Origin of the sequence: Mycobacterium sp., from assembly GCF_025933915.1 — a bacterium.
Taxonomy (GTDB): domain Bacteria; phylum Actinomycetota; class Actinomycetes; order Mycobacteriales; family Mycobacteriaceae; genus Mycobacterium.
Genome location: NZ_JAICZA010000062.1, coordinates 1 through 25,462 on the forward strand (window position 1 = coordinate 1; position 25,462 = coordinate 25,462).

24 protein-coding genes and 3 pseudogenes are annotated in these 25,462 nt (G+C 65.7%); 21 read left to right on the forward strand and 6 right to left on the reverse strand.

Annotated features, from left to right (window positions below; all coding sequences use genetic code 11):
* A partial coding sequence (locus Q0W90_RS12055; protein WP_297774676.1) for an FAD-binding protein occupies positions 1-1,370 on the forward strand: 1,370 nt, incomplete at its 5' end.
* A 61-nt stretch (positions 1,371-1,431) separates the two neighbouring features.
* On the opposite strand, the gene Q0W90_RS12060 is transcribed toward Q0W90_RS12055, so the two are convergent.
* Positions 1,432-2,280, reverse strand: a complete 849-nt coding sequence (locus Q0W90_RS12060; RefSeq protein WP_297595321.1) for an enoyl-CoA hydratase-related protein — start codon at positions 2,278-2,280, stop codon at positions 1,432-1,434.
* Positions 2,281-2,381: 101 nt separating this feature from the next.
* Here Q0W90_RS12060 and Q0W90_RS12065 point away from each other — a divergent pair, with 101 nt between their 5' ends.
* The 4 genes from Q0W90_RS12065 to Q0W90_RS12080 all read left to right on the forward strand — a co-directional run bounded on the left by Q0W90_RS12065 (position 2,382) and on the right by Q0W90_RS12080 (position 6,031).
* Positions 2,382-3,221 carry an SH3-like domain-containing protein gene (locus Q0W90_RS12065; RefSeq protein WP_297595322.1) on the forward strand — a complete coding sequence of 280 codons (840 nt, stop codon included), beginning with the start codon at positions 2,382-2,384 and terminating at the stop codon, positions 3,219-3,221.
* A 33-nt stretch (positions 3,222-3,254) separates the two neighbouring features.
* The gene (gene scnC, locus Q0W90_RS12070; RefSeq protein WP_297595324.1) at positions 3,255-3,959 is read left to right on the forward strand and encodes a thiocyanate hydrolase subunit gamma; all 705 of its coding nucleotides are present in this window, start codon (positions 3,255-3,257) and stop codon (positions 3,957-3,959) included.
* Between the two features lie 7 nt (positions 3,960-3,966).
* On the forward strand, positions 3,967-4,338 hold the full coding sequence (locus Q0W90_RS12075) for a thiocyanate hydrolase (protein WP_297774678.1): 372 nt from the start codon (positions 3,967-3,969) through the stop codon (positions 4,336-4,338).
* A gap of 316 nt (positions 4,339-4,654) precedes the next feature.
* Entirely contained in the window at positions 4,655-6,031 is a 1,377-nt protein-coding gene (locus tag Q0W90_RS12080; protein ID WP_297774680.1) for a DEAD/DEAH box helicase, read from the forward strand.
* 18 nt (positions 6,032-6,049) lie between these two features.
* On the opposite strand, the gene Q0W90_RS12085 is transcribed toward Q0W90_RS12080, so the two are convergent.
* Complete coding sequence (locus Q0W90_RS12085; protein ID WP_297595328.1) at positions 6,050-6,595, reverse strand: class I SAM-dependent methyltransferase; 546 nt, start codon at positions 6,593-6,595, stop codon at positions 6,050-6,052.
* 120 nt (positions 6,596-6,715) lie between these two features.
* Between Q0W90_RS12085 and Q0W90_RS12090 the strand changes: the two genes are divergently transcribed.
* Complete coding sequence (locus tag Q0W90_RS12090; protein WP_297595329.1) at positions 6,716-7,315, forward strand: TetR/AcrR family transcriptional regulator; 600 nt, start codon at positions 6,716-6,718, stop codon at positions 7,313-7,315.
* Positions 7,316-7,358: 43 nt separating this feature from the next.
* Here the strand turns inward: Q0W90_RS12090 and Q0W90_RS12095 are convergent, their stop codons facing one another.
* The gene (locus Q0W90_RS12095; protein WP_297595330.1) at positions 7,359-9,125 is read right to left on the reverse strand and encodes an amidohydrolase family protein; all 1,767 of its coding nucleotides are present in this window, start codon (positions 9,123-9,125) and stop codon (positions 7,359-7,361) included.
* 167 nt (positions 9,126-9,292) lie between these two features.
* Here Q0W90_RS12095 and Q0W90_RS12100 point away from each other — a divergent pair, with 167 nt between their 5' ends.
* Both Q0W90_RS12100 and Q0W90_RS12105 read left to right on the forward strand, forming a co-directional pair.
* Positions 9,293-9,964, forward strand: a complete 672-nt coding sequence (locus Q0W90_RS12100) for a TetR/AcrR family transcriptional regulator (RefSeq protein ID WP_297595332.1) — start codon at positions 9,293-9,295, stop codon at positions 9,962-9,964.
* Between the two features lie 173 nt (positions 9,965-10,137).
* Positions 10,138-10,605 (forward strand): hypothetical protein, encoded by a 468-nt coding sequence (locus Q0W90_RS12105; protein WP_297595333.1) that lies wholly within the window; start codon positions 10,138-10,140, stop codon positions 10,603-10,605.
* Positions 10,606-10,659: 54 nt separating this feature from the next.
* Here Q0W90_RS12105 and Q0W90_RS12110 read toward each other — a convergent pair whose 3' ends face one another.
* The gene (locus Q0W90_RS12110; RefSeq protein WP_297595334.1) at positions 10,660-11,541 is read right to left on the reverse strand and encodes an SDR family NAD(P)-dependent oxidoreductase; all 882 of its coding nucleotides are present in this window, start codon (positions 11,539-11,541) and stop codon (positions 10,660-10,662) included.
* A gap of 832 nt (positions 11,542-12,373) precedes the next feature.
* On the opposite strand from Q0W90_RS12110, the gene Q0W90_RS12115 reads away from it, so the two are divergent.
* The 4 genes from Q0W90_RS12115 (at position 12,374) to Q0W90_RS12130 (ending at position 15,195) form a co-directional block, all read left to right on the forward strand.
* Positions 12,374-13,183: a SigB/SigF/SigG family RNA polymerase sigma factor gene (locus tag Q0W90_RS12115; RefSeq protein WP_297697901.1), complete on the forward strand. Its 810-nt coding sequence runs from the start codon at positions 12,374-12,376 to the stop codon at positions 13,181-13,183.
* A gap of 114 nt (positions 13,184-13,297) precedes the next feature.
* Positions 13,298-13,933: a hypothetical protein gene (locus tag Q0W90_RS12120; protein WP_297697899.1), complete on the forward strand. Its 636-nt coding sequence runs from the start codon at positions 13,298-13,300 to the stop codon at positions 13,931-13,933.
* Between the two features lie 31 nt (positions 13,934-13,964).
* Positions 13,965-14,423 carry a DUF2231 domain-containing protein gene (locus tag Q0W90_RS12125; protein WP_297595338.1) on the forward strand — a complete coding sequence of 153 codons (459 nt, stop codon included), beginning with the start codon at positions 13,965-13,967 and terminating at the stop codon, positions 14,421-14,423.
* A 148-nt stretch (positions 14,424-14,571) separates the two neighbouring features.
* A complete protein-coding gene (locus tag Q0W90_RS12130; protein ID WP_297595350.1) occupies positions 14,572-15,195 on the forward strand; it encodes a hypothetical protein in 624 nt (207 codons plus the stop codon).
* A 28-nt stretch (positions 15,196-15,223) separates the two neighbouring features.
* On the opposite strand, the pseudogene Q0W90_RS24505 reads toward Q0W90_RS12130, so the two are convergent.
* Positions 15,224-15,316 (reverse strand): annotated as a pseudogene (locus Q0W90_RS24505) (nitroreductase family deazaflavin-dependent oxidoreductase); the annotation flags it as partial.
* A 54-nt stretch (positions 15,317-15,370) separates the two neighbouring features.
* Here Q0W90_RS24505 and Q0W90_RS12135 point away from each other — a divergent pair.
* The 9 genes and pseudogenes from Q0W90_RS12135 to Q0W90_RS12175 all read left to right on the forward strand — a co-directional run bounded on the left by Q0W90_RS12135 (position 15,371) and on the right by Q0W90_RS12175 (position 24,523).
* Positions 15,371-16,093: a TetR family transcriptional regulator gene (locus tag Q0W90_RS12135; RefSeq protein WP_297595339.1), complete on the forward strand. Its 723-nt coding sequence runs from the start codon at positions 15,371-15,373 to the stop codon at positions 16,091-16,093.
* Entirely contained in the window at positions 16,090-17,313 is a 1,224-nt protein-coding gene (locus Q0W90_RS12140) for a cytochrome P450 (RefSeq protein WP_297774685.1), read from the forward strand. Before Q0W90_RS12135 ends, Q0W90_RS12140 begins: the two co-directional genes overlap by 4 nt.
* Positions 17,307-18,254 carry an SDR family oxidoreductase gene (locus tag Q0W90_RS12145; protein ID WP_297701001.1) on the forward strand — a complete coding sequence of 316 codons (948 nt, stop codon included), beginning with the start codon at positions 17,307-17,309 and terminating at the stop codon, positions 18,252-18,254. Before Q0W90_RS12140 ends, Q0W90_RS12145 begins: the two co-directional genes overlap by 7 nt.
* 39 nt (positions 18,255-18,293) lie before the next feature.
* Positions 18,294-19,466, forward strand: a complete 1,173-nt coding sequence (locus Q0W90_RS12150; protein ID WP_297595342.1) for an amidohydrolase family protein — start codon at positions 18,294-18,296, stop codon at positions 19,464-19,466.
* Positions 19,463-20,698, forward strand: coding sequence for a Xaa-Pro peptidase family protein (locus Q0W90_RS12155; RefSeq protein WP_297595343.1), 1,236 nt, complete (start codon positions 19,463-19,465; stop codon positions 20,696-20,698). Before Q0W90_RS12150 ends, Q0W90_RS12155 begins: the two co-directional genes overlap by 4 nt.
* Positions 20,688-21,806 carry a M24 family metallopeptidase gene (locus Q0W90_RS12160; RefSeq protein WP_297700999.1) on the forward strand — a complete coding sequence of 373 codons (1,119 nt, stop codon included), beginning with the start codon at positions 20,688-20,690 and terminating at the stop codon, positions 21,804-21,806. Before Q0W90_RS12155 ends, Q0W90_RS12160 begins: the two co-directional genes overlap by 11 nt.
* A 96-nt stretch (positions 21,807-21,902) precedes the next feature.
* Positions 21,903-22,394: pseudogene (locus tag Q0W90_RS12165) on the forward strand (DUF222 domain-containing protein); the annotation flags it as partial.
* Between the two features lie 241 nt (positions 22,395-22,635).
* A complete protein-coding gene (locus Q0W90_RS12170) occupies positions 22,636-23,889 on the forward strand; it encodes a cytochrome P450 (RefSeq protein ID WP_297595344.1) in 1,254 nt (417 codons plus the stop codon).
* Positions 23,882-24,523: a TetR/AcrR family transcriptional regulator gene (locus Q0W90_RS12175; protein WP_297698590.1), complete on the forward strand. Its 642-nt coding sequence runs from the start codon at positions 23,882-23,884 to the stop codon at positions 24,521-24,523. The genes Q0W90_RS12170 and Q0W90_RS12175 overlap by 8 nt, the downstream gene beginning before the upstream one ends.
* Before the next feature lie 106 nt (positions 24,524-24,629).
* Here Q0W90_RS12175 and Q0W90_RS12180 read toward each other — a convergent pair.
* A pseudogene (locus tag Q0W90_RS12180) lies at positions 24,630-25,462 on the reverse strand (hypothetical protein); the annotation flags it as partial.

Below are 25,462 nucleotides of genomic sequence, written 5' to 3' on the forward strand. Positions count from 1 at the left end.
AACTGATCCGGTGTGCGGGCTGGAGCGACTACTACCCGAACCACAAGGGCGGCAACGTGTCCGGTCGCGCCGTCGAGGGAATCCCGTTCGACGCCGCGAAGTTGGGCGGTTGGAGCGACAAGGTACAGCCGCCGCTGGCCAAGAACTACGGATACGTGGTGCTGACCAACGAGTTGCGTTCGGTTCAATACTTCAACCGCTCGCCGCGCGCGTTCGCCGTGGCGGCCCGGGTGTTCCTGCGCACCGCGGCGGCGCGGATCCGTCGGCGTCAGATCCTCACCAACGGCGCTTCGCTGATCGCTCAAATGCTCAACGTCCTGATCGACCTCAGCGACGGTCATCCCCCGTTGTGGACCGATGCCGCGATGGAGGATCTCGTCGTCGAGGACGGCCGGGTGGTGGGCGCGCGCGTCGTGTGCGACGGCAAACCGCTAAACGTCGAGGCCCGCAAGGGAGTCCTGTTGGCCGCCGGCGGTTTCGCTCACAACAAGGAGATGCGCCGCCGGTACAGCGGTGATCAACCCAATGAGGGACGGTGGTCGATCGCCAACGCCGGCGACACGGGCGAGGTGCTCGAGGCGGCGATGCGCCTAGGCGCGAAGACCGATCTGCTGGACGAAGCATGGTGGCTACCTTCCGTTTTCATCGCCAACGGCGGGGCCGTCGCCGCCTCGCTCGGATCGGGCCGCCAGCGGCCCGGTGCCATCTATGTCGACTCGACCGGCCGGAGGTTCTGCAACGAGTCGAACTCCTACGTCGAGGTCGGCAAGGCGATGTACGCCAACAAGGCGGTGCCCTGCTGGATGATCTTCGACGAAGGATACGTGCGCAGATACGTCACCAGCGCGAGCCCATTGAAAACCCTGAGGCGGCACCGGCCGTTGCCGCCGGAGCTGATCGAATCCGGCGCGGTCAAGCGGGCCGCGACCCTTCCCGACCTGGCCCGCCAAATCGACCTACCCGCAGACGAACTGGCGCATACCATCCAGCGGTTCAACGGATTCGCGGCCAAGGGGCTGGATCCGGACTTCGGCCGGGGCCAGTCGGCCTACAACGACTGCCTCGGTGATCCCGGATATCGGCCGAATGCCGCCATCGGGCCGCTCGACACCGCGCCGTACTACGCGACCCGGGTACTCCCGGCCGACGTCGGGACATGCGGGGGCGTGATCACCAACGAGCACGCGCAGGTTCTCGACGAACAGGACCGGGTGATCGAGGGTTTGTACGCCACCGGAAACACCACGGCGACGGTGATGGGCCGCACCTATCCGGGCGCCGGGGCGAGCATCGCGGGCTCGATGGTGTTCGGTTACGTCGCGGCGTGCCATGCCGCGGGACGCAAAATCGCTGGGGAAATGAGCCGTTAGGCGGGCTTTCCCGCCGAATGTGACACTGTCGTCACGCTGGGCACCGAACGTGACGCTAGCGTCACGCTGGCGGGGAATCACTCTTGTCACCCTCGACGAATTCGCGTGGCTTCATGCCGGACTGCATGAGCTCGGTCCGCCGCGCCTGCACATCGGAGGCGGCGCCGACCATGTTCGTCAGGATGTGGCTGACCTGCAGGTGCACCCGCATGCCCATCAATTCCCATGCGCGCTTCACGTTGTTCTTGACCGCCATCAGTGTGGTCAACGGGATTTGGGCGATCCTGCGTGCCATCTCCTCGACCGTGTCCTCGAGCTCGTCGCGCGGCACCACCCTGTTGAGCAGGCCCCACTCGAGGGCCTGCTGCGCCGAGAGGGTCGGCGCCAGCAGCAGCCAGTCCATGGTGCGGTGCCAGTTCATCAAGAGCCACGGCTCGATCATGGTGTGCCCGCCGGGCTCGCCGAGGCTTTGGGCAAGGGGCATCTGGAAATACGCGTCCTCGGAGGCCACGCAGAAGTCGGTCAACAGGCCGAGATAGATTCCGCCGCCCATGCAATAGCCATGGATTTGCGAAATGGTCGGCTTGGGAAATTCCCACAGATACAACGTCGGCCACAGGAACAGGTCTGCGGTGCCCTTGTAAAGGTCCTCGAACGTCTCCCCGAAATCCGGATACGGGTTTTCGTCCGGGCCCCAGCGGGCCACATGCCCACCGCAGAATCCCTTGCCGTTGGCTTTGAGGATGACGACCTTGATCTCCTTGTCACGGTCGGCCTCGTGCAGGCAATCGTCGACCTCGGTGACCAGGACCGCATCTTTGGTGTTGGCCTTGTCCACCCGGTTCAGAATGATCCGCGCAATCGGCGGTTCGCGTTCATAGATGATCGCTTCGAGCTCGCGCCGCTCCATGGTCGGGACATTACCCTCCCGGCCACTCAACTGGCAGTTGCATGATCGCGACGCGAGGAGTGAGCTGTAGTGGCTGCGCAGTGACGACGGATGGAGCTCAGATGCCGACTCCTATGCACCGGGTACAGCAGCTGGACCTGGTGGCCCGGCTCAAATCGTCGTACCCCGAACTTCCGGACGCTCCCACGCCCGACCTCATCGACCACGAGCGATTCAGCGCCTACGTCAAGACCCCGCACGATGTCGGCGGCGAGCCGGACGCGCCCATCGAGTTCGAGAACAAGCAGTACGAGATCTGGGAACACAACACGTATGTCATGTGTGAGGTGCTCGGCTGGCGTGGGATCTGGTTGTCCGAGGAACGGCGCCGGATGGGCAACGTCGACCTGGGCCGCACCATCTATCTCGGGCTTCCCTACTACGGGAGGTGGCTGCTGGCGGTCGCGCGCGTCCTCGCCGAAAAGCATCACATCGGCCTGAGCGAGTTGGCCGAACGGATGGCCGAGGTCAAGTCCCGGTACGCGGGAGGCCTGCGCGGAAATGCGTTGGAGGCCAAGCCCAAGTCCGAAGGCGACCCCGCCGCGGTCTCACGTAACCGGCACCACAGGCACGCCGTCGGCAAGGGCGACCCGCAGGTATATGCCGGACAGGCCGGCGCACCGAAGTTCGGCGTCGGCGACAGGGTCGTCGTTCGGGATCTGCCCGTGTTGCTCTACACCCGCACACAGGAGTACGTGCGTGGCGCGACGGGCGAGATCGCGGTGGTTTCATACGAAAGCCCCGCCGCCGAGGACGAAACCTGGGACGGGGCAGACCAACAGCCCGAGTGGTTCTACATCGTCCGGTTCAACCTCTCCGAGTTATGGCACGGCTACACCGGGCCGGGTAACGACACGTTGCAGACCGAGATCCCGGAACGCTGGCTCGAATCGGCGGGCTAGCCACGGGCTCCGCGCTTCGGAAAGGACTACGGCATGACCGCTCACGAACACGATCACGAGCGCACCGCTGCGCCGATGGTGGATGAAATCACCGACTTCGAAGTCCTCGAGATAGCACTTCGCGAATTGTGTGTCGAGAAAGGTCTTTTCACCGCCGAGGATCATCGTCGCTTCACGGAGTTCGCCGAACAGATCGGCCCCACTCCCGCGGCGCGCCTGGTGGCACGGGCCTGGCTCGATCCCGGCTACCGGGAGCTGGTGCGCTCGGATCCGCTCGCCGCCAGCAAGGAGGTCGGGGTCGACTGGCTGGAACCGACCGGGTTCGGGACGCCAAGCGACTTCACGGCCCTGCATGTGCTCGAAGACACCCCGACGCTGCACCATGTGATCGTCTGCACGCTGTGCTCATGCTATCCACGGCCGATCCTGGGCAATTCGCCCGAGTGGTATCGGACGCCCAACTATCGCCGCCGCATCGTCCGCTGGCCCCGCCAGGTGCTCGCGGAGTTCGGCCTGATCCTGCCGCAGGACGTCGAGATCCGGGTGGAAGACTCCAACCAGAAGCATCGGTTCCTGGTGATGCCCGTCCGTCCCGACGGAACGCAGGGGTGGACCGAAGATCAACTCACCGAAATCATCACGCGCGACTGCCTCATCGGCGTCGCGTTGCCCAAGCCGGGTGTGACAACCAACGTCGTCACGCAGACCCGCCGCGCCGTCCATCCCGTCGAGCAATGAGACGCAGATGAGCCCCGCAAACCCACCGCGTCCGATCGAGGAATCCACCGTCGCGCCGCTGACGAAAATCGTTGAGCACAACCAGGTCTGGAGCCGCATGGCGGCCAAGTACGGTGTCGACAACCCGGTGCCGCCGTGGCAGACCAGCCTCGACGGAATTTGTGACGCGATCGACCAACGCCGGTGTGGCGCTGAACTTCTCGGTGTCGTCGACCTGCGGTCCGACGAGGACTCACTGTCGGCGACCGTCTACTCCGGTCTGCCCTACCCGGAGAGCCGGCTGGTTGCGTTGGCCCACTCGCTGGTGGCGCGCGGCGTCATCGACGAATCCGAACTCGAGGAAAGGCTGGCCGCCGTGCGGGCCAGGCTGGAATCCTGAGCGAGCTCCACTGCGGCGCACATCACACCGGAGTTCCCGGGCGCTTTCTCGTCGATGTGCACGGGGTGCGCTATGCTCACAGCAACGTTGGCTTCAAAGCCTGATGTCAACTACGTCGTGGAACGCTTCTTCATCCCACTGGTGCTGCCCCGAATTCGGGCTCAACCACCACGTTCAGATGATCCGTGCACCCGCACTAGCTTGTCTCGCGGCGATCGATTTTGCCCTCCGGCAATCTCGCCAACTTGTGCCGAAAACCGCGCGCGACAAGCGCGTTGCCGGTCCGGCATGACCGATGCCTGAAAGGCACCGAAAAGTGACTACCGACAAAACCTTTGCCGACCTCGGCGTGCGCAGACCAATCGTCGACGCGCTCACGAAGCGCGGCATTGCCGATCCATTCCCCATTCAGGTTGCGACCCTGCCCGATACGCTGGCCGGCCGCGACGTACTCGGCCGCGGGAAAACGGGCAGCGGGAAGACCCTTGCCTTCTCGATTCCGCTGGTCAGCCGACTCTCCGAACGCAGCGGCCGCCGCACGCGGCCATCGGGTTTGGTGCTCGCGCCCACCCGTGAGCTGGCGAGCCAGATCACCGCGACGCTGGAGCCGTTGGCAGCCGCCTGCGGTCTGCGCGTCACCACGATCTTCGGCGGCGTTTCACAACACCGTCAGGTAGCCGCCCTCAAATCCGGGGTCGACATCGTGGTGGCTTGCCCCGGCCGGCTCGAGGACCTGATGAAACAGCGTTTGATCAGTCTCGAGGCGATCGAGATCACCGTGATCGACGAAGCCGATCACATGGCCGATCTCGGCTTCCTGCCCGGCGTCACCCGGATCCTGGCCGCCACTCCGAATGGCGGCCAACGGCTGATGTTTTCGGCGACCCTGGACAACGGCGTCGACAAGCTCGTCAACCGATTTCTCCGCGACGAGGTGCTGCACTCCGTCGATGGGGCCGACTCGCCGGTGTCCGAAATGACGCATCACGTCTTCCACGTGGCCAATGCGGAGGCCAAGAAGGAAGTCGTGCACCGGCTGGCGTCCGGCACCGGGCGCCGAATTCTGTTCATGCGCACCAAGCATCAAGCCCGCAAACTCGCCAAACAGCTCACCGAATCGGGAGTTCCGTCAGTCGACTTGCACGGGAACCTGTCACAGCCCGCCCGCGAGCGCAACCTTGCGATGTTCGCCTCGGGCGGCGCCCGCGTGCTGGTGGCGACCGATATCGCGGCGCGCGGCGTGCACGTCGACGAGGTCGAACTCGTCGTGCACATCGACCCGCCAGCCGAGCACAAGTCCTACCTGCACCGCTCCGGGCGCACGGCGCGGGCGGGTAGCGCCGGCGACGTCGTCACCGTCGTCCTGCCCGAGCAGCGACATGACACCCAAGCGTTGATGCGCAAGGCCGGTATCAAGGTCGCTCCTCAGCAGGTGACCGCCACATCGGAGGCGGTGCAAGCGCTCGTCGGTGAGATCGCGCCCTACCAGGCGCCCGCACCCGTCAACGTTCCCTCGCACGCGCCCCGGCAGCATCGCCCGAACGCCGGCGGGCAACGGCGTCGTCCGAACGGCAGCCGGTCGCCGAAGCGCAGTCCCGCTCCCACCGAATCGGCGATATCGCACCGCGGCGCCACGCCGACGCGACGGCTGGATCGTCGCCGCTCCAGCCGCGCCCAAGGAAGCACCGGATAGTCCGCCGTCCGGAACGGGTCAGCCTCGCGCCAGCAGCCAGGCCTGGCCCTCCCCTTCGCCGGCGGCGACCGGGTCCAGTTCGGCGAACGCGGCGGTCAGCTCACCAGGCTTTGCGCGAAACGGCCCCGGGGCCGCTCCCACCTCACTGAGCACGGCGATCGCCAGCAGCCCGCCCGGCGCCAGGCGTTCGATGATCGCCCGGTCGAGACGGCGGTCCCGGAACCTGCTGCAGAGGATCACGTCGGCGGGCGCACCCGCCGGCAGGCCACCGTCGAAATCAACGACCTCGAAGCGACAGCGGTCCGCCACCGCGGCACGCCGGGCCAAATCCCGCGCGTGGGAGACCGCCACCGGGGAGATGTCCAAACCCACCACCCGCAGGCCCCGCAACCCCAGCCAGACCGAGCCGAGCCCCTGCCCGCAGGCCAGGTCGAGAGCTGCGCCCGCGCTGGGAAACAGATCGGTGTGGCGCGCGAAAACGCCGGGCGGCGCAACCGAACCCAACGACGGCGGCCCGTTCGCCATATACCGCTCGTCCCAGCGATCCCGGTCCGCTGCGCCCATACGCGACACTCTAGGACCCGGGTTTCTTTTGGACAGCTGTCTGTTATTCGAATCGCATGACCGATTCGACCGTGGTGAATAGACGTTGTTGGCGTCAGACCATGTTCCTACACTGGACGAGTGTCCAAAGATGCTTCCCCGGTCGTCGCCGACAGCACCGGCCCGGGCGCGCCGCGCCGGTCGGATCGCCGTCCGGGACAGACGATTCGCAAAGTCCTCGATGCCGGGGTGGCAGAGCTGCGGGAATCGTCGTACGCGAACCTGACGATGCGCGCCGTGGCGACCCGCGCCGGGGTATCCCCGGCCAGCGCCTACACCTACTTCCCGTCCAAAAGCGCGCTGGTCGCGGCGGTGTACCTGCGCTTCCTGCGCGACCTGCCGCTGCACACCGACGTCAACGAATCGACCAAGACCCGGGTCAGCGCCACGCTGCGGGACATGGCGGTCATGGTCGCGGACGAGCCGGAATTGACCGCCGCCTGCGGCGCGGCCCTGATGGCCGACGATCCTGCCGTCAAGCCGCTTCGGGAACAGATCGGTGAGGAGGTGGCGAGGCGGATCGGGGCCGCGTTGGGGCCGGGTTGGCCGCGCGCGGTGAAGTCCACGCTGCAGATGACCTTCTCCGGCGCGCTGATGACCGCCCGGTTCATCAGTTTCGCGGAGATCGCCGGACAGCTCGACGAGGCCGTCAACCTCATCCTGGGCGCCTCGGTGGCGTGAAAGCGCCGGTGCCCCAAGCTCATCCGCTCGAATCGTTGCGTAACTAGCCGGTGGCGGCTAGCTTTCGGGATGGGCGCCCCGCCCGCAGGAACTGACCAAATCGTTCCTTGCCCAGCTCCGGCGCGGCGTTGCCCGCACCGAACGCGAGTTTCCCGGACACCAGCACCGCGGTGACGGTGTCGTCGTTGCGATTCACCATCCGCGACAGCCCCCCGTAGGACTCGACCGGATGCTCGGCGTAGCGGTCGAGCGATTCGTCGAGCCTCTCGGGATCGATGACGACGATGTCGGCCCGGTCGCCTTCGCGCAGCGTGCCCGCGTCGATGCCGTACCACTCCCCGAGCTCGCCGGTCAGCCGGTGCACGGCCCGCTCCATCGACACGAACGGCGTGCCGGACTTCTCGGCCTCGTGCGCGTGCCGCAGCAAACGCAGTCCGGAGTTGTAGAACGCCATGTTGCGCAGATGCGCGCCCGCGTCCGAGAACCCCATCTGGATAGTCGGGCTCTGCGCCATCTTTTTGAGGACCTCGGGGCGGTGGTTGGAGATCGTGGTCCGCCAACGCAGCTTTTCGCCGTGTTCGACGACCAGGTCGAGGAAGGCATCGACCGGATGCAGCCCACCGCGTTCCACGCCGACCTGCCCGAACGACTTACCGACGACGGACTCATCGGGGCAGGCCACGATTTCGGCATCGAAGAAATCGCGGTGCCATACCCGGGGCCCGAATTTGCTGTCGTAGTCCTTGCGGAACTTGCGCCGATACTGCTCGTCACGCATGAGCTGATTGCGTTCGACCTCGGTCTGCAGGTGCAGCGCCGCCGCACCGGCACCGAACTCCTCGAAGACCACCAACGAAATCCCGTCGGCGTACACCTCGAACGGCACCGGCAAATGCTGCCAGCGAAAGTTGCCGCCGAGGGCGTTGACAACGCGGGCGAGCCCGTCCATGACGTGAATCACGAACGGAATGGCCTTGATGTCGGCCGCCGACAACAGGCTGGTCTTCAACCGGGGCCGGCGAAATCCGAGTGACGTCAGCAAGTTCGATACCACCGACAGTGGATTCTTGATGTCCGGGCCGGACTGCAAGATCTTGTCGCGCCGCCGCAGAATCGCGTTCAGGCGGCGCAGCTCGCGCGATGAGGCGTACGTCGACGGCAGCGTGCGCGATCTGCAGACCTCGCCGTCGAGCTTGTCGAACAACAGTTGCTGCGACGACATCCCGACGAACCCCTCGTCGAGCGCGTCGTTCAGCATCGATTCCATCCGGGCAAGTTCCGCCGCGGACGGCCGGACATCCTTACGCGTCGCGCGGTCCAGGCCCATCGTCGCGGCGCGCAGATCGGAATGACCGATAAAGGCCGCGAGGTTAGGGCCCAGATTGCGGCGTTCGAGTTCGGCCACGTATTCCCTGGGGTTGGTCCATGACCGCGCCGCGTCGAGGTGCTCGATGACATAGCGCCTGGGAATTGCCTCGACCCGGCCGAAGATGTCTCCGGCATCGACGCTGTTCAGGTAAACGGTGGACAGCGAACACGATCCCAGCATCACCGTCGTCACACCATGCCGCAATGATTCGGAAAGCTCAGGTGCACACAGTATTTCGACGTCATAGTGGGTGTGGATATCGATGATGCCGGGGATCACCCATTGGCCCGTCGCATCGATGACATCGGCGCCGTCGGTGTCGAGTGGCCCCTTGGCGATGGTGACGACGCGGCCGTCGCGTACCCCGATGTCCCGCAACGCCGATGGTCCTCCCGTCCCGTCGAACCAGCGCCCGTTCGTGATCACGGTGTCGTACTGCATCGGTCGGCCTCCCAGCTTCTGGATCCGCAGTGATCATACATACTGGGCATAGTGTCTGGCCGCGTTATCGGCGCACGACGCGATCGTTAGCCAGCAACGACAGCGCAGCGAGGACGCTATGATCCAGCTGTGGGGATCACCGCCTACGGGTTTGCCGCTCGTTAACCATGCGCAGTCACGGTTGGGCAGGAAACACCCCGGCGTCCGATGCGGAGGCCATCGAGCGCATCCTCGACGCCGCCGACAAGATTATCGACGAACGCGGTTCGGCGCTGCGCATCGCCGACGTCGCGCGGGCGCTCGGAGTCACCCGACAGACCGTCTATCGGTATTTCCCCGGAACCCAGGCGTTGTTGGTGGCATCGGCGATGCGGTCGGCCGACGGCTTCCTCGATCGCATGGCGGCCCATCTCGAAGGCGTCACTGACCCGGTGGTGGCCATCACGGAGGGAATGGCGTTCGCCGTCGAGCAGCTGGCCTCCGACAATCAGGTCGAATTCGTCCTCAACCAGCGCCACCATGGCGGCCAGAAGGTTTCGATCATCTCCGACACCGCTTTGGCTTTCGGCCGGTCGATGCTGCATCGCTACGATATCGATTGGGAACATTACGGTTTCGACGAAGCGGGCCTGGACGAGCTGAACGAATTCTCGCTGCGCGTCCTGCATTCTTTCCTCGCCGACCCGGGACGGCCACCCCGCAACGGTGCCGATCTGCGGCGTTACCTCACCCGCTGGGTCGGGCCGGCGATCGCCTACCCGCAGCTGGTCCGGGCGATGGATGCGCTTGGCGCCGCCGAGCCGCAGCGAACGCGCCGGCGATCGTCCAAAGCGTCCTGACCGGGACCTGGGAAGTCCGGAGCCGCGCCGAACGCGGTGACCATACGTTTTCATCGATATGTCCCACCGGGTCGGATGGGTGATGCGCCGAGGCGGCCGGGCGGTTGATCTGGTCCCCGAGTTCGGCGATCCTCGACGGGTCGACGTTGACGACAACCGATCAAGGAGCCGCAATGGTGGGTCTGGGGCAAATCGCACTCGATAGCGCACCCGTCTTCGGGGGCGTGATGCTCGCCGTCGCCGCCGGGCAGTTCAAAGGTCCCGACTATCGAGGAATGATCAAACAAGACATGGACTTGCTGGACCGGTTGCCCCCGGACGCCACCGACCGGCGTGCCGAGCTACAGCGGACCATCGACGCCCGCATCGACGACATGGTCGACGCCGCCGACCGCAGCCGGGCGTTGCGCCGGGCCGCGCTGTCTTACCAGGGCAACTGGCGCGACGTCGTGTTGCTGCTCTGTGCGGTGTTGTTCACCATCGTCTGGTGGAACGTGAGCCACAGCAGGAGCAGCTGGCTGCCCATGTTCATCTTGCTGATCATCCTGTCGGTGGTCGCCGCCGCCTACGCGTTTCGCGGCGCCCTGCATGCCGCCAGTTCGTTCGCCCGCAAGCGGCGCGGAGCCGACCGGCCGGATTAGGTGGCAGGTCGCGACGTCTGGTCGGCCAGTGCGCCGGCGCTCGGTGGCCGCACATCACGCCGTCGCGGTGGCGCCGATCATCTTGTGCACGTCCTCGACCGACCACGGCCCGGCCTCATGGTGATCGCGGTAACCCAGCACGCGCGGCGTCCGGCGGTCGAAACTGCCCACGAAACCGCCTGCGGCAACAAGGATCTGGCCCGTCACGTCACGCGCCAAATCGCTCACGAGATAGGCGTAGACCGGGGCGACGAATTCCGGCGGAGCGCTGTCGAGCGAGGCCCGCATGGTCATCTCGTCGAGCAGCCCGCGGCGGTGCAGGTCTTCGATATGTCTTTCGTACTCGAGACCGGTGGACAGCCGCGTCCTGGCGCCGGGACACACCACGTTGGCCCGAATGCCGTGGGGCTTCAGTTCGGCGGCGATGGCCATCGTCAGGCCGTTGACGGCGCCCTTGCCCGCCGGATAGCCGGTCCCGCCGTAGTCACCCAGAAAGGCCACCGAACCGGTGTTGATGATGGCTCCGTGGCCTTGCGCGACCATGACCGGAGCGGCGGCCCGGCACGTGTGAAACGCCGTGCCCAGGTGGGCGCTGATCAGCCGGTCAAACTCCGCCGCGGAGATCTTCAGGATCGACGACCCCGGAGGCTCGGCGATTCCGGCGCAGTTGATCAGCGAGTCGAGCCGCCCGAACGTGCTGACGCATTCGTCGATGAGCGTTTGGGCGATGCGCTCCTCATCCGCGGCGCCCACCACCGCGGTGGCGCGCCCGCCCGCCGCGGTGATCGCGGCCACCGTGTCCTCCACTGCTTGCCCGTCACGCCCATTGACGACCACGCCGGCGCCTAAGCTGGCCAGCAGCTCAGCGACGGCACGTCCGATGCCTCGGCTGCCACCGGATACCGCCACTGCGCGCCCTTCCAGCAGTCCGCTCACCGGGAACTCCGGCAGGGGCATAGGCCGTGGGCCACGTAAAGCATTGCGCGCGAATGCCTCTCGTCATCGGTTGACGGCATGCCGCTCCGGTGGGTGGTGAACATTAGGCGAACAGTACCCAGTCCATACCGAAATGAGAACCGATGCCGGTCCTTTTCGGTCCGCCGCGCTGCGCGCGCCACGGAGCCGCTCCCGACGCGGGCATTTGGGCCGGTTGGCGAGCCGCCACTGCGCTGACGGCAATCGTCTCAGCGCACTCCCTCGACGGGACCGCCAGGCGGGTCACGATCAGCGATGAAGGGGAAGAAGCCGGCCGCGATTCTGTTTGCCGATGATGTCGTGTCCTGGGTTGTCGGGCGAGGGTAAGGCCACAACATCGCAGCTCGAGAGGATGAGGGGACGCTAGCGCTAAGGCTCCGCCTCGAAAGAGGTGGCTTGCTGATAGGCCACCGATACCCGGCGGACGCAGTTGAGCGACGTTGCCATCCCACTGCCGGAACCGATCGCCGGATGATGCGAGGGGGCGTATAGTAACCACTGAAGTCCGTTTCTGGACATGTCGCCGTTTAGCTCAAAGCGGCCAGTCAGCCTCACGGCTACTGAGCTTGGTACTGGCCCCGGCGATCAAAAACCCGAGAGCCATCTCCCCGTCGGTAGCGCGTATGTGGTGGGCAAACGACAAGTCCTGCGGATCAGAATGCAGTGGAGGCGACCGTGCGGATTGCCCGCAGTGTCTTTCTGCATAGACTCAGGAAAGTGAGTCAGCAATGCAAACTTGTTCGCGTGCAGGTGTTTACACGACTTATCGAGTGAACGCTGGGTGCGCCGGCCGATGACCAACACAATCGCGCCGCCCCGCCCAGCTCCGACACCCGCCAGACAATCCGACGATTCATACGACGACGTGGTCGACATGTTCTTGGCGCTGCAGCAGATGCCGGCCGAATCGCACGAGTACGACCGCCAGCGCGAACGCATCGTGGACCGATGCCTACCTCTGGCCGACCACGTGGCCAGCCACTTCGCCCGCCGCGGCGAAGGTCTCGAGGACTTGATTCAGGTCGCACGCTTGGGCTTGATGAACGCCATCAACCGGTTCGACCCCGGGAAGGGACCCAGCTTCATCGGGTTCGCCGTCCCCACCATGATGGGCGAGGTCCGGCGCTACTTCCGCGACTACAGCTGGGGAATGCGTGTCCCGCGGCGGTTGCGTGAGCTGCACGTGCAGATCAGCAGGGCGACAGCCGATCTCGCCCAGCAGCTCGGGCGCGCTCCCACCGCCGGTGAACTATCGCGGATGCTCGAGGTTCCGCGGGAAGAGATCGTCGAATGCCTCGTCGCGGGCGATGCCTACCGGCTCGATTCCCTGGACGCACCGCGCGGCGCCGACAGTTCCGGAACGCCGCGCTCGGTGGCCGACTCGGTGGGCGACCTCGATCCACAGATCGAACACATCACCAACCGCGAAGCGCTGCGCACCCTGGTTGCCACGCTGCCGGCACGCGAACGCGAGGTTTTGCGCATGCGGTTCTTCGAATCGATGACGCAGAGCCAGATTGCGGAGCGGATCGGGGTATCGCAGATGCAGGTGTCGCGCATCCTGGCAAACACGCTGCGCTGCCTGCGCGACCGACTCGAGTAGCCGTCGGCACCCAGTACGCTCCGCGGCGTCCCATGCCGCGGAGCAATGTACTGTGCGATTCGAAGGGCGAACCCCACTTTGTCGCCGGGAAGACCTGGAAGGGAGCTCGATGCGATGAGGACCTCACGAGCGCTGATCGCGGGCGTCGCAGTGGCGACGGCGCTGGCGGTGTCGGTGGCCGGCTGTGGCAACAACAAATCCCAACCGTCGACGTCGAAGACGGGATCCGCGACCTCGGCGACCTCGGTTACCAGCAGCCCGAGCTCGGCACCGTCATCGCCGACGGCGCCGGCTCAGCCCAATGATTACGCCCGGCTGCTCATCCAGGCCGGCGATATCAACGCGCCGGTTCCGTTTACCGCCGCGCCCCCCACCAGCGATCCCAACGGCCAGCCGGGTGTGGCGACCACCTTCAAGGACGACGACGGTAGCCACGCGATCAAGGTGACCATTCAGGTCTACGACGACGCCGACGCCGCCACGAACGCGTTGAACGCCGCGAAGGGTCAACAGGGTGGTGCGATCAAGGATCCCACCACCCAACCGTCGAACATCGGCAGTGGCGGAACGATGTTGATGGGCAACACCCCGGACCGCAGCAAGGGTGTGGTGATCCTGCTCTTCACCGAGGGCAAGGCGCTTGCCACCCTGCAGTTCGACGGCCCAACCGACACGCTGGCCCCGCCGGATTTCGTCAACGACGTCGGCCAGAAGCAGGACGCGGCCATCAAGAAGGGGCTCGGCGGCTAGGCGTCCCGCGGACCGCCCGCCGAGGGACACGATGAACGTCATCAACGGGATACCGGCTCACGCCTTATTGCTGCATTTCGTGTTGGTGCTCGTACCGCTGACCGCCCTGCTGGACATCCTGTGCGGGCTGTGGCCGGCGGCCCGGCGGGGGCAACTGATGTGGCTCACGCTGATCCTCGCCGCGGTCACGATGGTGTTGACGCCCATCACCATTGACGCGGGAGCGTGGCTCTACGACCGCCAGGCCAACCCCAGTCCGATCTTGCGCGAACACGCCGCGCGGGGCGGCCTGATGACCTACTTCTCCGCCGCGCTGCTGGTGGTCGCCATACTGCTCATCGCACTCCGGGTGATCGAGCGCCGATCCGACAAGCGCCGGGTGGTAATTCACGTACTCGTCGCGATCGTGGTGCTCGCGACCGGCATCTCGTCAACGCTCCAGATCTACCGCGTGGGCGACGCCGGCGCCCAGGCGGTCTGGGGCGGCTAGGCACCCTGCAGGCAACACTGTCCAGCGTTGTGCGCCGCCCTGCCAACAAGCGTCGCCGAGGTAACTGCGCCAAGTACGCACAATGTGCGGCGTGGCCCTGCGTGTTGGGTTACCGTTTGCGGTGTCTAAGCCGGGGGCGGAACGGAGCCTGGCCGTGAGCAACTCTTTGAGGCTTGTCGTCGCGGCGCCGTTGCTGATGTCCCTGGCGGGCGCATCGGTAGTCGGCTGCAGCCACAGTTCGAAACCATCACCCGCGGCAACGTCATCGAGCGCCTCGACCTCGGCCGGCCACAGCCCGGCGTCGACGTCCACGCCCGCGCAGCCGTCCGACTACGCCCGGCTGCTCATAGCCGCGAGCGATATCAATGCGCCCGAAGTCTTCACGGCCAGCCCCCCGGTCAACAACCCGAACGGCCGACCGGGCGCCAGCACCACCTTCAGTAACGACGATCGCACCCACGTGATCACCGACAGCATCCAGATCGTGTCGGATGCGGCCGGAGCGCTCAGTGCGCTGGAATCGGCGAAGGCGACGCGCGACGGTTATGTCCACGGGGCGCCCGAACCGACCGCGATCGGCACCGGCGGCACCACCATTTCGGGACCTTCACCCGACGGCGCCAAGGGGGTGACGGTGTTGCTGTTCACCGAGGGCAGGGCGTTCGTCGAACTGGAATTCGACGGGCCGCCCGATGTCCTGGTGCCACCGGACTTCGTGACCGATGTCGGCCGAAAACAGGATGCGGCCATCAAGAAGGGACTCACTGGCTAGGCCCGACCGCCCCGCACATCCACCGCGATCACATGATCGGCGTCAGGAGAAACAGCCGAAATCGGCGCCCGCCGGCGCGATCCTGGGCCACCCGATCGTTCGGCCAGTGGGCCAGCACTGCGGTCTAATCACCCGGGCTGAGCTAAATAAATTGCTTGATTTAATAGATCGGTAGGTGTTCACTGAGGCGATGACCGCCCAGCGGATCGCTCGCTCCGAGAGGTCGACGGGCACCCGAGAGGCGCTCCTGTCGGCCGCCGAAGTGTTATTCGCCGAACGCGGGATGTATGCCGTATCGAACCGGCAGATCAGCGAAGCGGCCGGGCAGGGCAACAACGCCGCGGCGTGCTACCACTTCGGGACCAGGGTCGACCTGCTCCGCGCGATCGAAAGCAAACACCGCGAGCCGATCGAGGAGCTGCGCGCACAGATGGTGGCCGCCGTCGGCGATTCGGCCGAGCTACGGGACTGGGTGGGCGCGTTGGTGCGCCCGTTGACCGATCATCTCTCCGCGCTGGGCACCCCGAGCTGGTATGCGCGATTCGCCGCCCAGGCCATGGCCGATCCCACGTACCGTCACGTGGTCACCAAAGACGCCCTGGCCTCGCCGTTACTGGTGCGCACGCTCGACGGCATCAACCGCCGCCTCCCCGAACTACCCAAGCGGGTGCGTTCCGAGCGAATGGTGATGGTGCGCAACCTGCTCATGCACACCTGCGCCGAGCACGAAGGCGCGCTGGCCGAGCACGGACCGCGGTCGCGCTCACCCTGGCCGGTCGCCGGTGAAGGGCTGATCGACGCGATCGTCGGGCTGTGGCGCGCACCGGTCCACGTGGGTGCGGCGGGCGGCCAGCCCGCACCCACAACCGCGCAAGCCGACAACCGAGGAGCACGATGACCGAAGGATCCACCGCCACCGATATCCCGGAGTTCCCGATGACGAGGGCGCCCGGCTGCCCGTTCGCCCCGCCTCCAACGGCATTGGAGCTCAACGCCGACAAGCAACTGAGCAGGGTCCGGATCTGGGACGACAGCACCCCCTGGCTCATCCACGGTTACGACGCGATCCGCGCGTTGTTCACCGATTCGCGCACCAGCGTCGATGACCGCCTGCCGGGTTATCCGCACTGGAACGAGGGCATGCTGGCCACGGTGCACAAGCGCCCGCGTTCGGTCTTCACCTCCGATGCCGAGGAGCACACCCGGTTTCGGCGGATGCTGTCGAAGCCCTTCACGTTCAAGCGTGTTGAAGCGCTACGCCCGGCGGTGCAGAAGATCACCGATGACCACATCGATGCCCTGCTTGCCGGTCCGAAGCCGGGCGACGTCGTCAGTGCCCTCTCGCTGGCGGTCCCCTCCCTGGTCATCAGCGAACTATTGGGCGTGCCGTATGAGGACGCGGAATTCTTCCAGACACACGCCCAGCGCGGCGTGAGCCGTTACGCGACGGAGGAGGACACCGCCCAGGGTGCCGCCGCGTTGGCGAAGTATCTGGCCAATCTGGTCCGGACGAAAATGCAAAGCCCGTCAGAGGATTTGGTGTCCGACCTCGCCGAGCGGGTCAACGCCGAAGAACTCAAGGTGCGCGAGGCAGCGCAATTGGCCGTCGGCGTGCTGATCGCGGGGCATGAGACCACCGCGAACATGATCAGCCTGAGCATCGCGGCGCTGCTCGAACATCCCGATCAGCGGGCGCTGCTGTGCGACACCGACGATCCGAAAGTGGTGGCCACCGCGGTCGAGGAGCTGATGCGGTACCTCAGCATCATCCAGACCGGGCAGCGACGAATCGCCGTCGAGGACATCGAGATTGGCGGTGAGACGATCCGGGCCGGCGACGGCATCATCCTCGACGTCGCGCCCGCCAACTGGGACGCCCGCCAATTCCCCGACCCGGACCGCCTCGAGCTGCGCCGGGACGAGGGACCGCACGTCGGTTTCGGCTACGGCCGCCACCAGTGCGTGGGGCAGCAACTCGCCCGCATGGAATTGCAGATCGTCCTGCCCACCCTGCTGCGCCGCGTCCCGACGCTGCGGCTCGCCGTGCCGCTGGACGAACTGCCGTTCAAGCACGACGCGCTGGCCTACGGCCTCTACGAGCTTCCCGTGACATGGTGAAGCCCGAACTGACGCTGGACGTCCCCGATCTGCGCGGCAGATTCGCCGTCGTCACCGGAGCCAACAGCGGCCTGGGGCTCGGCTTGACGAAGCGGCTGACGGCCGCAGGTGCAGACGTGGTCATGGCGATCCGCGACCGGACCAAGGGCGAGCGAGCGGTCGCCGAGATCCGCCGAGAGATACCGCACGCCAAACTGACCGTCAGGCAACTGGACCTGTCGTCGCTGGAAAGCGTCGCGACGCTGGGTGAACAACTCACCGCCGAAGGGCGCCCGATCGATATTCTGATCAACAACGCCGGCGTCATGGCGCCGCCGCAACGACAGGAGACCCGCGACGGATTCGAATTGCAGTTCGGGACAAACCATTTAGGCCACTTTGCGTTGACCGGGCACCTGCTCTCGTTGCTGCGGGCCGCGGAATCCGCGCGTGTGGTGAGCGTCAGCAGCCTCGCCGCGACCCAGCGCAACCTCGACTTCACCGACGTGAACGCGGAACCCGGCTACAAACCGATGTACGCCTACGGGGTGGCCAAACTGGCCCAACTGATGTTCGCCGTCGAATTGGATCGGCGCAGCCGCCATGGCGGATGGGGGCTGATGTCCAACGCCGCGCACCCCGGACTGGCGAAGACCAACCTGCTCAGCGGCGCCTCCTACGGCCGCACCACGCCGACCTTGCAGGCGCGGTTCACGCGCCTGACGTGGCGGGCACTGCCGTTCATGTGGCTCGACGTCGATGAAGGCATCAAGCCGACGCTGTATGCCGCGGTGTCCCCGGACGCCCGGGGTGCCACGTATTACGGTCCGCGCGGCTTCTATGAAACGGTCAGGGGCGGAGTGACTTTCGCCCGCGTCCCCCGGTCGGCACGCAACGAGACCGACATGACGCAGCTGTGGCAGCTCTCCGAACAGCTCACCGGCGTCAGGTATCCCGGCTGAGATCCACAACGATGAGTGATTCCCCATGAAGGGACGATGATGTCCGGCCCAGCCCACACCCTGTACCCCGACGGTGTCATCGGCGCACCCAAGGACCGCCGCGGTCACGCCGCGGAATTCAACACCGGCCTGCCGGCCGGCACCGAAGTCTTCTCCGCCGACAACCACATCTCGGTGGCCGACGACATCTTCTACGAGCGCTTTCCCGACGAGCTCAAAGATCAGGCCCCGCGGATCTGGTATGAGGACGGCGCGTATCTGCTCGGACCGCCCGGACAGTCGATGGTGGTCGGCGATTTCAGTGCGGTGCTCATGCAGTACGACGATCTGGCCGGGGCGGCCACCAACAACGTCGAAGCCCGGGTTCGTGAGCTCGCCGAAGACGGCGTCGACAAGGAACTGGCCTTCCCCAACGCGGTGCTCGCGCTGTTCCACCATCCCGACCACGAGATTCGCGAGCGCATCTTCCGCGTCTACAACGAGCACATCGCCGAGGTTCAGGAACGCTCCGACGGGCATTGCTACGGAGTCGGTTTGATCAACTGGTGGGATCCCCGCGGCGCGCGCCGCACGCTCACCGAACTGAAGTCGCTGGGGCTCACAACGTTTCTGATGCCCATCAGCCCGGGCAACGACGGCAACGGTCAGCCGATCGACTACTCCAGCACGGCGATGAGCGCGGTGTGGGACGAGATCGAAGAGTCCGGCCTGCCCGTCACGCACCACATCGGCGAGAGTCAGCCCAAGTTCCCCAGCGAGGTCAACAGCGTGGCGGTCGCGATGATGGTCAACATCGACTCGTTCCGAGAAATGTTCTCCAAGTACATCTTTGGCGGTATCCTCGACCGGCATCCGAGGCTGCGGATCGGCTGGTTCGAGGGTGGAATCGCCTGGGTGCCAACGGCACTGCAGGACGCCGAGCACGTGTTGGCCTCGTATCGGCACATGCTGGCGCACCAGCCGGATCGTGACATCCGCTATTACTGGAAGGCGCACATGTGCGCCTCGTTCATGGTCGACCCGCTGGGCCTGGGGCAGATCAACGAGATCGGCATCGACAAGGTGATGTGGTCGTCGGACTACCCACACAACGAAAGCACCTTCGGCTACTCGGAGAGGTCGCTGTCCGCGGTCGTCGACGCCGTCGGTCCCGAGGACGCCGTACGTGTCGTCGGCGGGAACATCAAGAAGTTCCTGGGAATTTCAGCATGACGAATTCGGCGACTACCCTCGGCTCGGTGCTTGACATCCCCGACGAGCCGGATTGGGTCCGCATGCGCGCGGAGACCGGAGCGCGGCTGCGGGCCGCGATGGCCGAACACGGCGTCGACGCGCTGATCCTTCTCCTCAACGGCTACGTCGGCTACGCCACCGGGGCCAGTTGGCCGCTGCTGGACGCGGGCCTGTCGCACGTGGAGCGCCCCGTTGCGGTCGTGCTCGCCGATGACGTGCACCCGCACCTGTTCATGCCGTTCCGCAGCGGGGCAGCCGCGGAAGCACCGGTTCCCGACGACCATCTGCACGGCCCCGCCTACCTCGAATTCGACCACGGTGTCGAGGCTTTCGCGCGGAAACTCGCCGAACTCGTCGCGCCGGGAGCCCGCATCGCCGTCGACGAACTCACCGGAGCGATGCGGCGGGCGGCGCCCACGCTTTTCCCCGCCGGGCCGCCGACCGATGCCGCGATCGTGGTCGGCGCGGCGCAATTGGTGAAGACGCGCGACGAATTGTCCTGTCTGCGCCGGGCGGCCCGCATCACCGAACAGGCCATCGTGGACGTGCAGCAGGCACTGGTGCCGGGTGTGCGCCAGATCGACCTCTCGGCCACATTCGTCCGTCGCGCATTCGAGCTGGGCGCCACCACCAACATGCTGGAGGCGATCTGGCAGGTGATGCCGAGCTCGCGGGAAGCCGGGGTGTGGACGACGCATGGGGACCTCGCGCTGCCGCTGCTGCCCACCGATCGTCAGCTGGCGGCCGGCGACGTGTTGTGGACCGACATCAGCATCACCTACCACGGATACTGTTCCGACTTCGGGCGAACCTGGATAGTCGGCAAGCCACCCACGCCGAAGCAGCAGGACCAGTTCCGGCAGTGGCGGACAATCCTGGACGCGGTGCTGGGGGTGACCAAAGCCGGTGTGACGTCGGGCGATTTGGCGCGCGCGGCCATCGCGGCCAACGGTGGGCGCAAACCGTGGCTGCCGCATTTCTATCTGGGGCACGGCATCGGCACCTATCCCGCCGAGGCGCCGATGATCGGAACGGATCTCGGTGAGGAGTTCGACGACAACTTCGTCTTTCCGCCTGGCATGGTTCTGGTCCTGGAACCCGTGGTGTGGGAGGACGGAACGGGAGGCTATCGCAGTGAAGAGATCGTGGTGATCACCGAAGACGGCTTCGCGCCGATTACCGACTACCCCTATTCCCCCTATGGCGACTGAGGTTCTGCCCGACCCCGGGGCGCTGCGATCCGGGCGCCGGGAACGGGCGCTGACCCAGATGGACGAGCACGGTCTCGACATCCTGGTGCTCGGACGGCAGGCCAACATTCGCTATGTCACCGGCGCGCCGCAACTGTGGATAGCCGGGACGCGACCGTTCGGTCCGATGTGTGTGCTGGTGCGTGCCACCGGAGACATCTACCTCAACAGCACCGACGACGAGGGGGTCCCCGAGGAGATCGACCACAATCACCTCTACGGGCTGGCGTGGAACCCGATGACGCTCATCGACGTGCTGAGAAAGGTCGACGGCGCCGAAACGGCGCGCCGGGTCGGAACCGACGCGATCACACCGACATTCGCCGCGCTGCTGCCCGACGCGTTTCCCAACGCCGAACTCGTCGACGCCGAGCCGGCGATGCGTGCGGCGCGGCGCATCAAGACACCCGACGAAATCGCCGCGATGGATCGGGCCCTTCGTGTCGCCGAACGCGGACTCGCCACTGCCCGGGCCGAATTGGCACCCGGCGTCTCGGAGCGGACCCTGGCCGGGATGATGATGGAGGCAATGGCCGCCGGTGGGGTGAGCACACCGGCCACCCAGGACGCCGCCTGGGTGACGTCGCGGGAACACCCGTGGCGTCGCGCCGCTGCGCAAGAGATCCGATCGGGCGACCTCGTCGCGTTCGCCGCGGGCGCGCTGGCGAACGGCTACGTCGCCGAGGTCGGCCGAACCTGGCCCGCCGACGATGCCGTCAGCGACGGGGCCCGCGCACTCTTCGCGCGGTCGAACACGCTGTACGACAAGATCCTTGCCGCCTGCCGCCCCGGCGCCCCCACTAGAGATCTGCTTGCCGCCTATGAGGCGGCCGGTGAGCCGATACCGCCGATGCCGATCGCACACGGGCTGGGGCTGGGTTTCGACCCGCCCGTCGTGTCCGAAACACTGGTGACCGCGGGTGAACACGACCAACTCGACGCGGGCATGGTGTTGGCGATCACCGGCTACGTGTGGCAGCAGGGCATCGGCGCGGTCTTCCGCCGCGACACCGTCCACATCAACGAGGATGGCGCCGAGGTGCTGACCACCAGCCCGGTGTGGACCTAGCCTAAGCGGCTCCGGTGTTGTAATCCCCTGTGTCACTTTAGCTTCAGTGGTCACAATGCGGCGATTCTTGTCGGTGGTCGCCGCTAGTTCGGCGGTGTGAGTTCAACTGGTCTGCCCGATGTCGACGCGGTGTTCGACGCGCTCGAGGCCGAGGTGGACCGCGCCTGCGCGCTGGTGCTCGACGCATTGAACGTCCAGCAGCAATTGGCGGTGTTGGAGCGCTGCGAGAGGTTGCGCCGGCGCATCCCGGCCATCGAGCATCCGCTGATCAATTCCCTTGCCCGCCAGGCCCCATCCCAGGAACTGGGCGGCACGCTGTCCCACGCACTGACCGAATCGGTGTTGATCAGCCGCGCCGAAGCCTCCCGGCGCGTCAAAGAGGCCGCCGATCTAGGTCCACGCCATGGGCTGACCGGTGAACCCGTGCCACCCGTCCTGGCCGCCACCGCCGCCGCCCAGCGCGCCGGCAAGCTCGGAGCCGGCCAGGTCGCGGTGATCCGGACGTTCTACCACCAACTACCCGGCTGGATCGACACCGCGGCCCGCGATGACGCCGAGGCCCGCCTGGCCAAACTCGCCGGGTCAGGACCGTGCCCGCGCTTCCGGGTAACCGCCTCGTCGAGCGAACCCGCGAAAGCCGCCGCCTGTCACATGTGCTGGAAGGTACAGATGCCGACGCTAAACGAAAGATCGTATGACCACGGCGGAAGATTTACCGATTCACCTCGTAATACGTCGCCGCACATTGACGGTTCCGGACGATGGTCATACAGTCAAGGAAGAAATGTCCGTACCCGGCTGTCCGCCACCATCGGAAGATGAGACATCCATGACCATGAACAGCGCCGCCCCCAATGTCCTCGAAGCGGACCTACCCACGTTCAGCTACGGCCTTGACGCCACTCCGCAGGACATCCTCGAAGACGTGCGCACTGCGCAATCGCGTGCGCCCATCGCCATTGGCCCTCTCGGTCCGGAAATACTGTCCTACGATCTGGCGCGAAATATGCTGCGCGACAGCAGATTCAGGCTGCCACCCGGCCTGACGCTGGCAGCACAGGGCGTCACCTCAGGCCCGCTGTACGACAAGCTGATGAGCAGCCTTCTGGGTCTCGATGGTCCGCCACATACTCGCTTACGCAAACTGGTGTCGAGGGCGTTCACTCCGCGCGCGACGTCACCGTTACAGGACACGATTCATGAGGTGGTGAACGCACTGATCGATCAAGTAGTAGAGGTCGGTCGATGCGACGTCGTGACCGACATCGCGCGGCCCTATCCCACCCCGATCATGTGTGCGCTGATCGGTGCGCCTCGCGAAGACTGGAATCTTTTCGCGCGGTGGACCGACGAAATCTTCAAGGCTTTCAACATTCAGCCCGAGGCCAATTTCGATGAAGCCGCGATCATGCGGTCGTGGAACGAACTGGACGCCTACGTCGATGACATGGTCGCCGCACGCCGGAGTCACCTGACTGATGATCTACTGTCTGAGCTTATCCGCGCCGAAAGCGAGGGCGACCGGCTCAATCTCGATGAACTGCGCATGCTGGTGGCTGGCTTCCTGATGGCGGGGACGGACACCACCCGACACCAACTGGCCGCCTCGGTGCAGGTGCTGTGCGAGCATCCGGATCAATGGGCAAAGCTGGGCAACCAGCCAGAGCTTGCGATGCAGGCGGTTGAGGAGAGCATGCGGCACTCGCCGGCGGTCTGTGTCGCGGTGCGAGCCGCTACCGAGGATGCCGAATTTGGTGGGTACATGTTTCCGGCGGGGACCTTGGTGGTCGTGAACACCTTTGCAGCCAACCGTGATCCAGCGATTTATAAGAATGCAGATCGGTTCGACATCGCGCGTAAGGACGTGCCCGCGATTCTGACTTTCGGTGGTGGCGCGCACTACTGCCTAGGGGCGAACCTCGCACGCCGGGAATTGGCGGAAGCACTTATAGTCCTCACCCGACGTCTCACCGCACCCCACCGCATCGCTCCTGCGCCGTGGAAATCCCTGCTCGGTATGACCGGCCCGACGACACTTGAGATCGAGTTCGACAGCGAAATGGTTGTGGCAGCGGATGCGTAGTCGCGGCTGGGCGGGTGTCACACCAGCCTCGGACGAGGAGGCAATCGCCCGCATTCTGGATGCGGTAGACGACGTGATCGCTGAACACGGGTCGACGATACGGCTTGCCGACGTCGCCCGAAGGCTCGGAGTCACTCGTCAGACGGTTTACCGGTACTTTCCCAACGCCGACGCGCTCCTCATTGCCAGCGCAATGCGTGCGGTCAACGGTTTCATCGACCAAGTTGTCCACCATGTCAGCGGCCTAAACGACCCGGTCACTGCGATCGTCGAAATAGTTTCGTTCGCAGTCGAGAACCTCACCGGCGATCCACAGTTGGAGAGCTTGCTTACCCAGTCACCTGAGGGCGAAGCTGCCATCTCGCTCACCTCCGACACAGCGATTATTTTCTGCTTGTCGGCCTTCCACCGCCTCGATGTCGATTGGAAGCTTCACGGCTTCGACACCGCTGCGCTGCGTGAGCTTGCTGAAATGACCTTGCGCACTGTGCAGTCCATTCTGACCGATCCTGGGCAGCCCCCGCGCGAAGGCCTCACACTACGCCGCTTCGTTGCTAGATGGCTCGGTCCAGCGATCCTCTATCCGAGGATGACGTCGCTATCGCTCCACGAACGACACGCATCATCTGTTTAGAACGTACTTCCGCAGTTCGCGGCCAACCCCGCACCAACACCTTCCACCACCCGGAGAAGCTTCTGCGCGATAGAGACGACGACGAAGACGACGAGGCGGTTTGACGCTAAGTCAGCGCGGTATCGAGCAAGTCCCCTACGCGGTGTCGTTCCCACAAACTCAGCAGGTTCGACAGCATCTGCAGCGGTGCGCGCACGCTTTCGTCGTCCCTGATGCGCGGGTCCTTGCGGGTGCGCGGCACGGTGTCGAATCGCTTGCGGATCAAGGCCGGTACGTCCAACAGCCAGGCGACCCCCATCGCGGCCGCATACAGCAGCATGTGCCGGCGCAACCGGGCCGGGTCGAGGTGCGGACCGCCGCAGCGCTCGAATTCCGAGACGAACAGGTGCAGCAGCTCGTCGAGATGGGTTTCCCACATGTCAGTTTCGGCGCCGGACATGGCGCCCCACAGGGCCATGCCCAGGTTCATCTGGCCGACGCATCCCCAGTCCATCAAGCCGCAGCGCAAGGCGCCGTCGGTGTCACGCCAGAACCACGCGTTGTCGATGTTGGCGTTCCAGTGGCACAGCGCGACATAGTCGGGGTCGTCGGCCAGTTGGCGTGCGAGCGCACGCTCGTGGAGCGCCACGCGGGGCACGTCGTCACGCAGGCAGACCAGAAATTCCGCTGAGCCGACAGCCGCCGGCAGCAGCCCGGGATGGGTCTGCGCGAATTCGGCCAGTTGGTTCACCCGCCGTTCCAGCTTCTCCGTGGACAGCGGCGGCCGCTCCCCCACCGTCGCGGACTGCACGTCCACGGGAAAGGGCGCGGTCAGTTCCGCCGGCAGCCGGCCGGAGCGATGCGTGCCGGCGAGGCGCGCCAGGGCGGTCAGCAGCGCGCGGTAGTGCTCCAGGGGTTCGGGCATCTCGTAGTCGAGGCATTTGTGGTATTGACGCTCGA

Bases quoted from the DNA above. Each gene is read 5' to 3' on its own strand.
- Q0W90_RS12115 (WP_297697901.1), top strand. From the start codon at position 12,374: ATGACCAACACAATCGCGCCGCCCCGCCCAGCTCCGACACCCGCCAGA.
- Q0W90_RS12065 (WP_297595322.1), top strand. From the start codon at position 2,382: ATGCCGACTCCTATGCACCGGGTACAGCAGCTGGACCTGGTGGCCCGG.
- Q0W90_RS12160 (WP_297700999.1), top strand. From the start codon at position 20,688: ATGGCGACTGAGGTTCTGCCCGACCCCGGGGCGCTGCGATCCGGGCGC.
- Q0W90_RS12120 (WP_297697899.1), top strand. From the start codon at position 13,298: ATGAGGACCTCACGAGCGCTGATCGCGGGCGTCGCAGTGGCGACGGCG.
- Q0W90_RS12170 (WP_297595344.1), top strand. From the start codon at position 22,636: ATGACCATGAACAGCGCCGCCCCCAATGTCCTCGAAGCGGACCTACCC.
- Q0W90_RS12175 (WP_297698590.1), top strand. From the start codon at position 23,882: ATGCGTAGTCGCGGCTGGGCGGGTGTCACACCAGCCTCGGACGAGGAG.
- Q0W90_RS12140 (WP_297774685.1), top strand. From the start codon at position 16,090: ATGACCGAAGGATCCACCGCCACCGATATCCCGGAGTTCCCGATGACG.
- Q0W90_RS12100 (WP_297595332.1), top strand. From the start codon at position 9,293: ATGCGCAGTCACGGTTGGGCAGGAAACACCCCGGCGTCCGATGCGGAG.
- scnC (WP_297595324.1), top strand. From the start codon at position 3,255: ATGACCGCTCACGAACACGATCACGAGCGCACCGCTGCGCCGATGGTG.
- Q0W90_RS12150 (WP_297595342.1), top strand. From the start codon at position 18,294: ATGTCCGGCCCAGCCCACACCCTGTACCCCGACGGTGTCATCGGCGCA.
- Q0W90_RS12085 (WP_297595328.1), bottom strand. From the start codon at position 6,595: ATGGGCGCAGCGGACCGGGATCGCTGGGACGAGCGGTATATGGCGAAC.
- Q0W90_RS12125 (WP_297595338.1), top strand. From the start codon at position 13,965: ATGAACGTCATCAACGGGATACCGGCTCACGCCTTATTGCTGCATTTC.
- Q0W90_RS12105 (WP_297595333.1), top strand. From the start codon at position 10,138: ATGGTGGGTCTGGGGCAAATCGCACTCGATAGCGCACCCGTCTTCGGG.
- Q0W90_RS12145 (WP_297701001.1), top strand. From the start codon at position 17,307: ATGGTGAAGCCCGAACTGACGCTGGACGTCCCCGATCTGCGCGGCAGA.
- Q0W90_RS12095 (WP_297595330.1), bottom strand. From the start codon at position 9,125: ATGCAGTACGACACCGTGATCACGAACGGGCGCTGGTTCGACGGGACG.
- Q0W90_RS12060 (WP_297595321.1), bottom strand. From the start codon at position 2,280: ATGGAGCGGCGCGAGCTCGAAGCGATCATCTATGAACGCGAACCGCCG.
- Q0W90_RS12075 (WP_297774678.1), top strand. From the start codon at position 3,967: ATGAGCCCCGCAAACCCACCGCGTCCGATCGAGGAATCCACCGTCGCG.
- Q0W90_RS12155 (WP_297595343.1), top strand. From the start codon at position 19,463: ATGACGAATTCGGCGACTACCCTCGGCTCGGTGCTTGACATCCCCGAC.